The sequence below is a fragment of the Pyxidicoccus sp. M15 genome, assembly GCF_056858435.1.
This window is the reverse complement of sequence record NZ_CM166495.1, coordinates 5,125,597-5,138,060: the sequence shown is the minus strand read 5'-3', so window position 1 is coordinate 5,138,060 and position 12,464 is coordinate 5,125,597. Positions and strand designations below refer to the sequence as shown.

Below are 12,464 nucleotides of genomic sequence, written 5' to 3'. Positions count from 1 at the left end.
TCACCATGTCGCCTGTCGCCCGAAACCGACTCTTCGCCCTCGGGGCCCTGCTCGTGGCAGGTGCCGGCCTCGCCTTCATCGCCTTTGGCGAAATTGGGGAGACCCTCGTCTATTACTGGAGCCCCTCGGAGATGCTGCGCCAGGGGGACAAGGCCTACACGGCCACCATCCGCCTGGGCGGCGTGGTGCAGCCGGGCAGCATCCAGTGGAACGCGGAGCACACCACGCTGCACTTCCGCGTGGCGGACGACGTCAAGGAGGGCGCGGCCAGCGTGCTGGTGCGCTCCACCGAGACGCCCCCGCAGATGTTCCGCGACAAGATTGGCGTCGTGGTGGAGGGCACCTACGACAAGTCCGGCGTCTTCAGCTCCAACCGGCTGATGGTGAACCACTCCAACGAGTACCGCGCCCCGAAGGAGGGCGAGGACCCGAACAAGTGGCGTGAGACGCTGTCCGACGCCACCACGGCCAGCACGGGGGCGAAGTGAACGGAACGCTCGGAAACAGCCTGGTGCTCGGAGGGCTCGCGTTCGCGGCCTTCGGCGCCATCGTCGGCCTGGCGAGCGGGCTGCGCCGCAGTGAAGCGGGCTTCCCGTGGGTGATGCGCGCGGTGTGGGGTTTCGCCGCCTGCTTGATTGGCGCGAACCTCGTCATGGTGCACGCGCTGGTCACCAACGACTTCAGCGTGAAGTACGTGGCGCAGGTGGGCAGCCGCGACACGCCGCTGCTCTACAAGGTGGTGTCGCTGTGGAGCGCCCTGGAGGGGTCCATCCTCTTCTGGGGCCTCATCATGGGCGGCTACATCGCCGCCTTCGCCTTCATCCACCGGCGCGAGCACGCCCGGTACATGCAGCTGGCGCTGGGCACCATGCTGGCGGTGGGCGTCTTCTTCGCCTTCCTCATCGCCGGCCCGGCCAACCCGTGGGGCGCCGTCTCCCCGGTGCCAGCGGACGGCCCCGGCCCCAACCCGCTGCTGCAGAACCACATCCTCATGGTCATCCACCCGCCCATGCTCTACCTGGGCTACGTGGGCATGACGGTGCCCTTCGGCGTCGCGGTGGCGGGCCTGCTGCGCGGCGAGATTGGCGAGGCGTGGATGGCGCCCCTGCGTCGCTGGACGCTGGTGGCGTGGGCCTTCCTCTCCATCGGCATCATCCTCGGCGCCTGGTGGGCGTATGCCGTGCTGGGCTGGGGCGGCTACTGGGCGTGGGACCCGGTGGAGAACGCGTCCTTCCTGCCCTGGCTGACGGCGACGGCGTTCATGCACTCCACCATGGTGCAGGAGCGCAAGCGGATGCTGAAGCTGTGGACGCTCAGCCTCGCGCTCGCGTCCTTCGTGCTCACCATCCTGGGCACGTTCATGACCCGCTCGGGCATCTTCAACTCGGTGCACTCCTTCACCCAGTCGGACATCGGGCCCACCTTCCTGGTGTTCCTCGGCGTCCTGCTGGTGGTGTGCATCGGCCTGTTGGCGTCGCGCGGCCACCTGCTGGTGCCCGAGGGCCGGCTGAGCTCGGCCATGTCCCGCGAGACGAGCATCCTGGTGAACAACCTGGTGTTCGTGGCCATCACCTTCACGGTGCTCCTGGGCACGCTGTACCCGCTGGTGTCCGAAGCGGTGCGCGGCATCCGGGTCAGCGTGGGTGAGCCCTACTTCAACAAGATGGCGGTGCCGGGCGGCATCGCGGTGCTCTTCCTGATGGGCGTGGGACCGGTGCTGCCGTGGGGCACGCCGGACAAGGCCACGCTGCGCCGGCAGTTCATCATCCCCGCGGTGGTGGGGCTCATCGTGACGGCGGCCTGCTACGCCGCCGGGCTGCGCGGCACCTACCCGCTGCTGACCTTCGGACTGGCGGGCTTCGTCACCGTGGTCACCCTGCGGGAGCTGGTGGCGCCGGTGCGCGTGCGCATGGCCGAGCGCAAGGAAGGCTTCGTCACCGCGCTGCTGACGAGCGCCATCAAGGCGCAGCGCCGCTTCGGCGGCTACGTGGTGCACCTGGGAATCGTGCTCATCATCGTCGCGGTGGCCGCGTCGTCCGCGTACGTGAAGCACACGTCCGGCACGGTGCGGAAGGGCGAGAGCCTGGAGCTGGACGGCTACCAGATGAAGTACCTGGGGCTGGTCAGCGGCGAGGAGCCGCACCGCACCTACGTGGCGGCGCGGCTTCAAGTCACGGCGCCCAACGGCACGGAGTCCGAGCAGCGCCCGCGCCTCAACTACTACGAGCGGAGCACGGACCCCATCGGCACCCCGGCGGTGCGCGAAACGGCGGCCGAGGACCTCTACATCTCCATGATGGCCTTCTCCGAGCAGGCCGGCACGGCGAGCTTCAACGTCTGGGTCTTCCCGCTGGTGGGGTGGATCTGGTGGAGCATCCCCCTGCTGGTGCTGGGCACGCTCATCTCCATCTGGCCGCGCCGCAAGGCGGCGGTGGCGGTGTCCACGGCTCAGGACATGGGCGCGGCGCCTCCGCTAGCCGGCGGCGACGCGGAGCGGGGGGCGGCTTAAATGGGACGCTGGCGCTATACCCTCGGCTTCGCCGTGTTGTGCGCGGGCCTGCTGGCCGTGCTCTACAAGGGCTTCGGGCGCAACCCGCACGAGGTGCCTTTCATGCTGAAGGGCCAGCCCGCCCCGGGCTTCACGCTGCGCGCGCTGGACAGCGGCGAGCGGGTGAGCCTGGCGGACCTGAAGGGCCGCCCGGTGGTCATCAACTTCTGGGCGTCCTGGTGCGGACCGTGCCAGATGGAGCACCCGGTGCTGGAGTGGGGCGCGCGCGAGTTCGGCTCGCAGGCGGTGTTCCTGGGCGTCGTCTTCGAGGACACCGAGGACAACGCGCGCCAGTTCCTCACGCGGCACGGGGCCAGCTTCCCGCAGCTCGTGGACCCGCGCTCGCGCATGGCGGTGGACTACGGCGTGGCGGGCGTGCCGGAGACGTACTTCATCGACCCGAGCGGCGTCATCCGGGGCAAGCACGTGGGCCCCGTCGACCCGCAGACGCTGGCCCTGCGCATCCGGGAGCTGACGGGGACGGCCCCCGCCGCCCCCGCCGAGGCGGCGCGCTAGCAACCCGAGTCAACGAGGTGGGACGCATGCGGTGCCCGGAGTGCGGCGAAGGCTCGGATACGCGGCTGAAGTACTGCGAGAACTGCGGCGCGAAGATGCCGGAGCGGCCCCAGTCCACCGCCCCGCGTCCGGCGGTCCGCCGCTCGCGTCCCAGCCGCGCGGCGGAGGAGCCCGCCTACGCGGCGGAAATCCTCGAGGAGGTGGAGGAGCGCTCGCGGCCGTACCCCGTGAGTGACGCGCCGCCCCTGGACCCGGAGGAGAAGACGGACCCCGGACAGGTCCGCGCGCCGTACGAGGGTCCGAAGTGGCTGGAGCACGTGCCGGCGCACTCGCCCACCGTGGCGGGCGTGGGTCTGCTCGCGGTGGCGCTGGTGCTGTCCATCCTCCCCTTCTTCTCCGGCGCGGGCGTGCCCGCCTCGCTGCTGGCGCTGGTGGCCGGAGCGATTCTGGTGGCGCGCGAGCTGCGCGCGGCCGACCAGGCCCCCGGCTTCACCGAGCGGGTGCCCGAGGTGCTGCTGCGCCCCGAGGCCATGGCGGCCGCCACGGTGGTGCTGGCGGCCATCGCCGTGCGGATGCTGGGCTTCGGGCTCACGCCGCTGCTGTGGGTGGCCGGCGTGGGGCTCGTCGGGTACGACCAGTGGAAGAAGGGGCTGTTCAGCGAGGACGTCGTGGGCCAGTACTTCGAGCCGCGCCGGCTGCTGAAGATGCCCCGGCTGGCGGCGCTGGTGGGCGCGGCGGTGTGCATCCTGTCGCTGTTCGCTTCGTGGGCAACGGTGCGCACGGAGCTGGGGGCGCTGCCTGGAAATGCACCGGTGCCCCAGGGGCCTCCGGAGCTGCGGGCCATCCGCACGATTCGCCCCACGGATGACGTGCTCTATTCGCGGGGCGGCGACGTCACCCTGCTGTCCGGCTGGGATTTGCCGGCGTCGGTGGTGCCGGAGCTGGCGCTGCTCGTCGTGCTCGCGATGCTGGCCTTGCGCCCGGAGGTGGAGCGTCCGTCCTGGGCGCGCTTCGTGCCCGCGGGCGCGGTGGGCCTGAGCCTCGTCTGGGTGGCGCTGAACCTCCGCCTCGTGCCCGGCCCCTTCGGCTTCCTCGTGGGCCTGGGCGCCGTGGGCATGCTCGCCGCCCGCGAGTGGATGGGCCCGCAGGCGGACCCGGAACCCCTCCCCTCCGACGACGAACCGGAGGTGTCCCCCTTCGCGGATGACGCGTCGGCGTTGTCGCCCCTCGCCGACGACGACTCGGAGCGGGGGTAGCCCCGCTCCGCCCCGCGCCTGCGCGGTTACGGCGTGGTGAACTGCGTCAGCCAGTTCAGGTTGGTGCGCAGCGACCACGGCGCGGTGCCGCTGCGCCACGTGGAGTCCAGCGTCAGGCCGATGCAGCTGCCGTTGCGCATGTAGCAGTGGTCGGCCTGGCCGTCCGACACCTGCGAGTCCTTGATGATGTACCAGCCGCTGCCGTTGCTCCGGAAGCATGACGTCGCCAGGGGGCAGGACAGGCCCGTCGTCTCCGTGTTCTGGCTGCGCACCGAGGACTCGGTGGGGCCGACGAACGCGTCCTGCTCGCCGTTGATGATGCGCAAGCGGTCGCTCGGCAGCGCGCGGTTGCCATCCGCGACGCAGGAACTGAGGTCGTAGATGGAGTACTCGACGCCGCAGCCCAGGCCGTAGGCGGCGCGAACGCGGGCGTCATGGTTCTTGGCCAGGGTGGCCATGATGGAGCCCTGGCTGAAGCCCGCCACCACGACGCCCTTGGAGCAGTCCGCCTTGGCCCGCGCGCAGAGCCGGCTGATGGCGCTGGAGGACCGGCTCGCGTCATAGGTGCACCTCGCGCGGCTCGAAATCGTGGAGCAGGAGCCGAAGGTGCCGTTGTCGTATTCGACGGTGGCGGCGACGTAGCCCCGGGCCGCCATCTCCGACACGGCGGCCAGCGCCGAGGAGTGGTCATACGGCTCCGTGGTGCCCACCGTGTAGATGAACACGGGGTACTTCCCCGTCAACGCGGGCTCCTGGCCGCGGATGTTGTACGTCGTTCCGCAGATGAGCCCGCTGCCGCCCGAGTACGTCGCCGTGAAGCTGCTCAGCGACTGCGCTCCAGCCACGGGGGCCCACGCCAGGGCCAGGAACGCGCCAAGAATGAAGCTCGCGCCTACGGTCTTCATGACTTCTCCTCGTTGTTCGGGGTGCACTGCACAGCCGGGTGCCACCGGCGCCGCGAACGCGGTGCCGTCAGCCCCAGGCTCTTCGTGGAATGACGACTGCTGCATGGACAGACATCCAGCGGATGCCTGTTGATACATTCTTAGACCTCAAGCCAGGAAGTTTGTCCATACCATTTATTGCTGAATGACGGCTTTTTCTTGTTTTGTTCCGCAATGCGAAACATTGCCGCCCGGAGTTCCGCGAGGCAAAACAGCGAGGCCTGGAGTTCCGCGAGGCGAAACATCGAGACATGCCAGGGATTGAAGGCACGGCCTCCGGGGCAGCTGCCCGCGGGCCGTCATGGACCCGACAGCGCCCCCGGGTGGAGGCTCGGAGGGGCCGGCGCGCGTCGGCCAGCGATCAGTCCCGCTGCACGGCTGGCCGGAGCAGCGTCGCCTCTCCGACCCGGCAGGTTGAGTTTCGTCAACCCAACCAACACTCCACGAAAATTCACGTGCTTTCGTCGCCCGGGGTTCCGCGGCCCTGGCGTACCTTGGCCCCGCCAACAACAGGTACAGGCACCATCGCGAGTCCAGGCACGGGGGAGCGCGGCATGGTTGGCCCGAGGACGGCACCCATTCGGACGGGAAGCACCAGTACCTTCACACTGAAGCAGAAGCGGCTGCACATCATCCTGCTGGACCCGAGAGAAGCGCCCTATGCCGGGCAGGAGTACGTGCTCACGGTGGGCAGGACGGAGCACCACGGCCGCACCGCAGCGGACGGCTCGCTCTGCCATGAGGTGCCGGGCCTGCCCGGGGGGGAGCTGGTGCTGAAGCTCCCCGCGCCCGACGCGGCCGCCGCGCCCGAGCCCGCCTCCGTCGCCCCACCCGGAGCGCCACCGCCCTACCCGCCCCCCGTCCGCGACGACGACTTCCCGGACACCCCGGCCGCCTCCACGCCCGAGCCCGTGACGCTGCGCTGGACGCTCCAGCTCCAGTCATTGGTGAGCTTCGACGCGGACGCGGTACGCGCCGCGCAGGAGCGGCTGCACAACCTGGGCTTCCCCGCTGACGGCGAGCGCGGCACCCCGGGCCCCCGCACCCGCGCGGCCGTGCGCGCCTTCCAGCGCACGCACGGCCTGCCCGAGACGGGGCAGCTCGCGGACGTGCAGCAAGAGCTCATCCGGCAACACGACGCCTGACGCACGCCCATGCCTCGCATCGCGCTCATGGCCAGTGTCGCCCTCGCTTCGTCGGGAGGGCGCAACCGGAACCGGCTGAGGCCCGCCAGCTTCAGTGTGGCGGACTTCCGGCTCTCCACCCCCGGCGGGATGTCGTCCCGCTGCCACCTGCCCTCCCCCTTCCGCGCCCCGGGCGGCGGAGAGGACGGCTTCCACTTCGCGCCAGAAGTCGAGCCCGTGGAGCTCGCCTACCGGCTGAGCAACACCGCGGGCCTGGCCCGCGCCGGGAAGCTGGAGCTCTTCACGCGCCACCGGAAGGCACCGCTGTGGTCTCGCGAGCTGTCCGCCGAGGAAGTCACCGCGGGCGACCACCGGCTGCGCTGGGACGGGCGGGTGACGAAGTGCGACGCCTTCCCGGACGGCGTCGTCACCGTGGAGCACTCGCCCTACAAGCTGAAGCTCACGCTGCACGGCAGCGGCTGGGCGGAGTGCCCGGTGGCGTGGACGTACTTCCACGTGCTGGTGGATGGAATGGACCTGGAGCTGGGGGACTCGCGCGTGTTGTCCCGGCAGAGGGACCGCGAGGTGGCCGCGGCGCTGGGGAGGTTGCCCGCGCCCGGGGAGAAGGCCGAGGTGCGGCTCGTCAGCAACCTCTTCAAGACGGACTCGGCCGAAATGGAGGACGACACCGACTTCCAGCAACTCCGGGCCGCCTGGGGCAACGGACCGGACATCCCCATCTTCGCGCGTGTGTGGCTGAAGGACTCGGCGGGCCGCCGCGTGGATGCGCCGAAGGCGTTGGGGCGGGTGCGCTTCCTCTGGGACTGGGAGGACACGGCCGAGGACCTCACCGCCCACGCGCCTCGTGCGCGCACCTTCCTGGAGCAGGCGCTGAACCGCCAGTGCTCGGCCTCGCGGCCCACGGGGGACAACGCGCACCGGGAAGTGGGTGGCAAGCGAGGCCTGCCCTCCTCCGCCGTATTCCCCAGGCAGGCGGGATACGCGCCCCGGGACACGCCCAGCGAGGGTGTCTTCCCCTTCCGTGTCGTCCCCTGCGGCCATCGCAAGTGGGCGGCCTTCACCCAGGCATGGACGTCTGGCCTCTGGGCGGGAAGGACGGGCGTGCTGTTCCAACCCTCGCGCATCGCAGGGGACGCGTGGCGCGTGACGGTGCAGCTCGCCTATGAGCGGCGCAAGGACGGGGCCGTGGCGCTGGACATCGAGGCCGCCGCGCCCCTGCCCGCGGCGGTGCGCGCCACCACCGGTACCTTCGAGACCTGGCGCGAGGTCCACATCTCGCGCGTGGTCCGGAAGCACGCGGGCATCGCGGGCTTCGCGCTGGCGACCGTGCAGGCGCAGTTCGAGCGCGCGTTCCTGAGACTGGTGGACAAGAGCGGCGGCGTCACGGAGCTTCCGGCGGCGGAGTACAACGCGCGCATCGCGGCGACGGTGAAGGCGCACCGCGCCTGGGAGCTTCGTGCAGCCGTCGACTCCACGGTGGATCAGCACGCCGCGGGAAGCCACGCGCTCACCTTCCGCACGTACGCGGAGTTCCTGGAGGAGGTGAAGCGCCAGAAGCGCTGTGACGATGCCGCGCTTCCCAGGTGGCTCGTGGACGCTTCCACCGGGGGGACCCCCTTGCTCAGGGAGCAGGTCTACAACCTTCGATGCAAGGACTGGGCAAAGGAAATCCTCGTCAAGGCTTTCGATGCGCTTCCAGGCCCGCAGCCGGGCATCCTGCTCCTCCAGTTCTCCGGTCTCTACAATCTGGAGCGGGCGCCGGGGGGCAGCGCGGTCAACGGCTTCTCCAAGGAGTCCCCTTCCCGGAACAGGAACCGATGCGTCGTCGTCCAGTGCGGCGCTGCTCACAACTACGCCGGCAACGCCAACTCCCTGGAGCAGACCATCGCCCATGAGCTGGGCCACCAGCTCTTCCTGCCTCACGCGCCCTTTCCCTCGCCTCGGGTTCCCACCGGTGCATGCGCCGCCCTGCATGACCAGGACGGAAGTGACTGTTTGATGGGCTACGACTACTCCGCGGAGCGAAGGCTGTGCGGCCTGTGTCTGCTGCGGCTTCGAGGCTGGAACGCGACGTTGTTGAGCAGCGACGGGAGCCGGAACTCCCACCCATGAGCGCGCTCGTCCTGTCGTGTCCGGCGCTGCTGCTGGTCTTCTCGCTTGCGGGCGGTGCGAGCCCTCCCCATGGCGCATCAGCGCCTCGCCAATTCCGCCCCACCGGAGGTCCTCCCTTGAGCATCCAGTTCCGGCTCCCCAAGGTGCGCTTCACCGCGGCGGAGGAACGCACCGCCCGCTTGACGCTCCGCAACGAGGGCAACGCCCCCCTGGAGCTGAGAGACCCCTTCCGGGATGCGGACCAGTCACTGGCCTATACGCTGACCGGACCGGAGTACCCCGACGGCCGCAGCGTCACCTGGCGCTCGTTCGTGCTGCGCGACCCCGCCTACAACCTCACGATGGATGTGGCGCCCCGAATCCGGCTGGGCGTCGGACAAGCCATCGAATTCATCGTGGACCTGCATGAGTGGCTGCCCGCCACCCGCCCCGGGCGCTACCGCCTGGAGGCCCGGCTGAACCAGGAGAGCCTCACCGCGACGGCCACGCCGGTCGAGTTCGACATCGTGCCCTCCACCGCCGGCCCCGCCTCGCTGGGCGTCACGCTGGGCGTTTCCTATGACAGCGGGGCCTCGGCGGCCTGGCTTCAGGACGTCGAAGGACAGCCGATGCTTCTCATCAACGCCTATGACGACCAGAACGCGGAGGACACAGAGGGCGGAATGACCATGCGGGCAGCGTCGGTCCTGGGGCCTGTCGAGCCCGGCTCCACGGAGGCGCTGGTCCCCTGGTCCAACGACGCGCAGGGCGACCTCTCCGTGCACTGGCGGATGTGGCGCCACGGCACATCCATCGTCGCGGTGGGAGGGATGGCGGCGACCACGCTCAATCCGTTCCGCTTCGACCTGGGCGAGGCGCCCGAGCGCATCGTCCGCCCCCCCCTGGAATCCGTCGCCGGAGAGCTCTTCGTCCCCGTCGTGGGCGCCGGCGGGAGGACGCTGCGGCTCATCCGCTTCCAGACGTCGAACGACGCCACGGAAGTCACCCCGGGACGCGAGGTCGGCCGCGTCATACTCCCCGGAGCTCCGGTGGCGGCGCGTGCCACCATCCAGCCCTCCTCGGTCGGCAATGGCGTCAGCGTGGTCCTGGTTGAAGAGTCCCTGGGGGGGCTGGACCTCCACCATGTCCGCACCACCAGCACGGGGCGGCTGACCCGCGTGGCCAGCACGTTGGTTCGCGGCGTGCGCGCCATGCCCCGGTCGGAGCCCGGGTTGTGGATGGATTCGGCGGGACGGCTGAGCGCGGCGCTGGTGGCGACGTCGCCGAAGAACCCCCGTCGGGCCCTGCTCGTGGAGGTGCGCTACCGCGCGGATGGGCGGTTGGAGTCCCCGCCCCGGGTGACGCCCCTCGGCCTGCTGCCCGAGTCCCCGCGCGCCTCGGTGGCCCGCTACCGCACCGACGCGGATCGCGGCGGTGAGCTGTGGTGGGCCATCCTCCTGGAGGACGGCCATATCCTTCACAGGAACTCCAACGTGCTCAGGGGCCCCATGAAGACAAGGCACCCCGCCGCCCTACCGCTCGAGCTGTTCCTGGGCCGCGACGCGTACCTGCTCTGCGCCGACCCCGTCCTGGGCCCGAGCTTCGAGCCGATGCGTTGACCCTGGCTCGCGGCCCGAGGAGAGTCTGGCCGCCTGTCTGCAGGGCGGGCACGGCACACCTGGGGAACGGGCGGAGGGACGGGCGCCCGGCGCGCAGGTTTCGCTGTCCAAGACGGGCCCAGTAGCGCTACGTAGGGACGGTTCCAGGGAGTCCGATGACCGCTGCCCTCCTGTCGCTGACCCTCGCCTTCAGCCTCCTCACCGGCCAGTACGCGCCCCAGCAGGGCGGAAGCCAACCTCTCGAGCCGAAACTGGAGGCCCGCGTCCAGGCGCTCGGCAAGAAGTTGCGCTGCGCCGTGTGCCAGGGCGTGTCCGTCGCGGACAGCCCGGCCTCCATGGCGCGGGCGCAGCTCGACACCGTGCGCTCGCTCGTGGCCGAGGGGAAGAGCGACGAGGAGGTCGTGGACTACTTCGTCGCCCGCTACGGTGAGTGGGTGCTGCTGGAGCCCACCGCGCAGGGCTTCAACTGGCTCGTGTGGCTGGGCCCCGTCGCGCTCGTCGCCATGGGCGGCTTCGTCATCTGGCGACAGCTCCAGCGCGGCCCTCCCGAGACACAGGTTGCGAAGACGACCGCCACCCCGGCGACACCGACGGGAACCCCGTCGGCGGATGAAGAAGACCCGTACCTCCAGGCCGTGCGCCGGGAATTGGAGCGCTGAGCCATGCCGCCGCAAACGACCAACTGGTTGCCCGGAATCATCGTGCTGGCGGTCGCCTTCGTGGCCGCCGCCGCCTGGCTCATCTTCCAGCGCAGCCGCGGCGCGCTCAGCACGAACGAGCCACGCGACGGCGCGTTGGATGACCTGACGCAGCGGGCGCAGACGCTCATCGAGCAGCTCCGCTCGCTGGAAGCCGACAAGCACAACCTGGGCGCCGAGCAGTACGCGGCGGAGAAGTCCCGCCTGGAGCGCGAGGCCGCCGGTGCGCTGCGCGCGAAGGACGAGCACCTCAAGCGCAAGGCGTCAGGTGACGGCGCCAAGGCGCGGGCGCCGGCTCCGGTGGGCACGGGCTGGGCGTCGCGCAATCCGCAGCTCGCGGGCGCGCTGTGGGGCGCGGGCATCGTGCTGTTCTTCGGCGGGCTGGGCTACCTGCTCGTCTCCGAGCAGCAGCCACGCGAGGACGGCCGCGAGGCCACGGGCCGGATGCCGGGTGGCCAGCAGGCGCAGCAGCAGCCGCAGGGCGACGGCATGGGTGGGCAGGAGGAAGGCCAGGACATGCAGGAGGCCCGTGCACGGCTCCAGTCCAACGCCGGGGACGTCGAGTCCGCGGCGCTGCTGAGCCACGAGCTCATCCGCCGGCAGGAGTTCGAGGAGGCCGCGAAGGTGACGGCGAAGGGCCTGGCCGCGGACCCGTTCCATGTCGAGCTGCGCGTGCACCGCGGCGTGCTGCGCGCCACGCAGGGAGACCTGCCGGGCGCGGAGGCGGAGCTGACGGAGCTGGTGGACACGTGGCCGGACGCGCAGGAGGCGCTCATCTTCCTGGGCAGCCTCGCGCTGCGGCGCGGCGACAAGGCGAAGGCGCTGGAGCACTTCGAGCGCTTCTCCGTCGAGGTGCCGCGCAACATGCAGCCGCCGCAGCTCGGGCCCGCGATTGCCCAGCTGCGCTCCGAAGTCTCCGGCGGCGGCATGCCGTGAGCTGACGCAGAGGGCTCGGTCATGGGGAAGCGGACGAAGCGCGACGAGCCACCTCTCGAGTACACCGCCGAGCACATCAAGGTGCTCTCCCCCAGTGAGGCCGTGCGTCGCCGCCCGGCGATGTACCTCGGGCCCGAAAGGCGGCGGACGTCCCTCGTCGCCCAGGCCACACTCGCCTCCTTCTCCGCGACGGAAGCGCGGTGCTCGCGGATGGAGGTCTCCTGGACCTCCGAGGGTGTCGTCCAGCTCGTCGACGACGACTGGCGTCTGGACACCGGGGAGAACCCGCGAGGCGGTACAAACATCGAGCTTCTGCTCTCGAGTTTGTTCGCCGGCGGTTCGAATGTACGAGGAGCGGGCCTGCCCCTCGCCAACCTCATGAGCGAGTGGTTCCTCATCGAGGTCCACCAGCCCGAGCGGCTGTACCGGCAGCGCTTCGACGCGGCCGAGCCTCGGACCCCCGAGACGGGCGTGGCCACTCCGCCCTGGCGCACGATTGTCACCTTCAAGCCCGATGAGCGCTGCGTCGACCTGCGGACGCCTCTCACGGCGGACGCACTCATCGAGGACCTCCAGTTCATCCTCGAAAAGTGGCAGAGCTATTCAAGGCACGAGGAACGCCTCACCCTTTCCTTCGAGCCCTCGCCCACGAAGCTCGTACTGAGGCGTGAGCCTTCCGCGGGCGCCCCTCCTGCCGACAGCGCCTGAGGA

At 70.5% G+C, this 12,464-nt stretch carries 11 protein-coding genes; 10 read left to right on the top strand and 1 reads right to left on the bottom strand.

What is annotated here, in order from left to right:
* Positions 1-5 precede the first annotated feature (5 nt).
* From ACX9TP_RS19475 to ACX9TP_RS19460, 4 genes are read left to right on the top strand one after another with little or no spacing between them, the layout of a single operon-like run.
* Complete coding sequence (locus ACX9TP_RS19475) at positions 6-488, top strand: cytochrome c maturation protein CcmE (protein WP_482981231.1); 483 nt, start codon at positions 6-8, stop codon at positions 486-488.
* Entirely contained in the window at positions 485-2,509 is a 2,025-nt protein-coding gene (locus ACX9TP_RS19470) for a heme lyase CcmF/NrfE family subunit (RefSeq protein ID WP_482981230.1), read from the top strand. The genes ACX9TP_RS19475 and ACX9TP_RS19470 overlap by 4 nt, the downstream gene beginning before the upstream one ends.
* The gene (locus tag ACX9TP_RS19465) at positions 2,510-3,064 is read left to right on the top strand and encodes a TlpA family protein disulfide reductase (RefSeq protein ID WP_482981229.1); all 555 of its coding nucleotides are present in this window, start codon (positions 2,510-2,512) and stop codon (positions 3,062-3,064) included. It abuts the gene before it with no gap.
* A gap of 26 nt (positions 3,065-3,090) precedes the next feature.
* Positions 3,091-4,320 (top strand): zinc ribbon domain-containing protein, encoded by a 1,230-nt coding sequence (locus ACX9TP_RS19460; RefSeq protein WP_482981228.1) that lies wholly within the window; start codon positions 3,091-3,093, stop codon positions 4,318-4,320.
* 26 nt (positions 4,321-4,346) lie between these two features.
* Here the strand turns inward: ACX9TP_RS19460 and ACX9TP_RS19455 are convergent, their stop codons facing one another.
* Complete coding sequence (locus ACX9TP_RS19455) at positions 4,347-5,225, bottom strand: hypothetical protein (protein WP_482981227.1); 879 nt, start codon at positions 5,223-5,225, stop codon at positions 4,347-4,349.
* Between the two features lie 593 nt (positions 5,226-5,818).
* On the opposite strand from ACX9TP_RS19455, the gene ACX9TP_RS19450 reads away from it, so the two are divergent.
* The 6 genes from ACX9TP_RS19450 (at position 5,819) to ACX9TP_RS19425 (ending at position 12,461) form a co-directional block, all read left to right on the top strand.
* Entirely contained in the window at positions 5,819-6,409 is a 591-nt protein-coding gene (locus ACX9TP_RS19450; RefSeq protein WP_482981226.1) for a peptidoglycan-binding domain-containing protein, read from the top strand.
* A 9-nt stretch (positions 6,410-6,418) separates the two neighbouring features.
* Positions 6,419-8,521: a hypothetical protein gene (locus tag ACX9TP_RS19445; RefSeq protein WP_482981225.1), complete on the top strand. Its 2,103-nt coding sequence runs from the start codon at positions 6,419-6,421 to the stop codon at positions 8,519-8,521.
* A 116-nt stretch (positions 8,522-8,637) separates the two neighbouring features.
* Positions 8,638-10,119 carry a hypothetical protein gene (locus tag ACX9TP_RS19440; protein WP_482981224.1) on the top strand — a complete coding sequence of 494 codons (1,482 nt, stop codon included), beginning with the start codon at positions 8,638-8,640 and terminating at the stop codon, positions 10,117-10,119.
* 155 nt (positions 10,120-10,274) lie between these two features.
* On the top strand, positions 10,275-10,778 hold the full coding sequence (locus ACX9TP_RS19435; RefSeq protein ID WP_482981223.1) for a cytochrome c-type biogenesis protein: 504 nt from the start codon (positions 10,275-10,277) through the stop codon (positions 10,776-10,778).
* 3 nt (positions 10,779-10,781) lie between these two features.
* Positions 10,782-11,753, top strand: coding sequence for a tetratricopeptide repeat protein (locus ACX9TP_RS19430; protein ID WP_482981222.1), 972 nt, complete (start codon positions 10,782-10,784; stop codon positions 11,751-11,753).
* Positions 11,754-11,774: 21 nt separating this feature from the next.
* Entirely contained in the window at positions 11,775-12,461 is a 687-nt protein-coding gene (locus tag ACX9TP_RS19425) for a hypothetical protein (RefSeq protein ID WP_482981221.1), read from the top strand.
* Positions 12,462-12,464 lie beyond the last annotated feature (3 nt).

What these genes read in the sequence shown, in the direction of transcription:
- ACX9TP_RS19430 (WP_482981222.1), top strand. Translation starts at nt 10,782, where the DNA reads ATGCCGCCGCAAACGACCAACTGGTTGCCCGGAATCATCGTGCTGGCG.
- ACX9TP_RS19465 (WP_482981229.1), top strand. Translation starts at nt 2,510, where the DNA reads ATGGGACGCTGGCGCTATACCCTCGGCTTCGCCGTGTTGTGCGCGGGC.
- ACX9TP_RS19435 (WP_482981223.1), top strand. Translation starts at nt 10,275, where the DNA reads ATGACCGCTGCCCTCCTGTCGCTGACCCTCGCCTTCAGCCTCCTCACC.
- ACX9TP_RS19425 (WP_482981221.1), top strand. Translation starts at nt 11,775, where the DNA reads ATGGGGAAGCGGACGAAGCGCGACGAGCCACCTCTCGAGTACACCGCC.
- ACX9TP_RS19450 (WP_482981226.1), top strand. Translation starts at nt 5,819, where the DNA reads ATGGTTGGCCCGAGGACGGCACCCATTCGGACGGGAAGCACCAGTACC.
- ACX9TP_RS19460 (WP_482981228.1), top strand. Translation starts at nt 3,091, where the DNA reads ATGCGGTGCCCGGAGTGCGGCGAAGGCTCGGATACGCGGCTGAAGTAC.
- ACX9TP_RS19455 (WP_482981227.1), bottom strand. Translation starts at nt 5,225, where the DNA reads ATGAAGACCGTAGGCGCGAGCTTCATTCTTGGCGCGTTCCTGGCCCTG.
- ACX9TP_RS19475 (WP_482981231.1), top strand. Translation starts at nt 6, where the DNA reads ATGTCGCCTGTCGCCCGAAACCGACTCTTCGCCCTCGGGGCCCTGCTC.
- ACX9TP_RS19445 (WP_482981225.1), top strand. Translation starts at nt 6,419, where the DNA reads ATGCCTCGCATCGCGCTCATGGCCAGTGTCGCCCTCGCTTCGTCGGGA.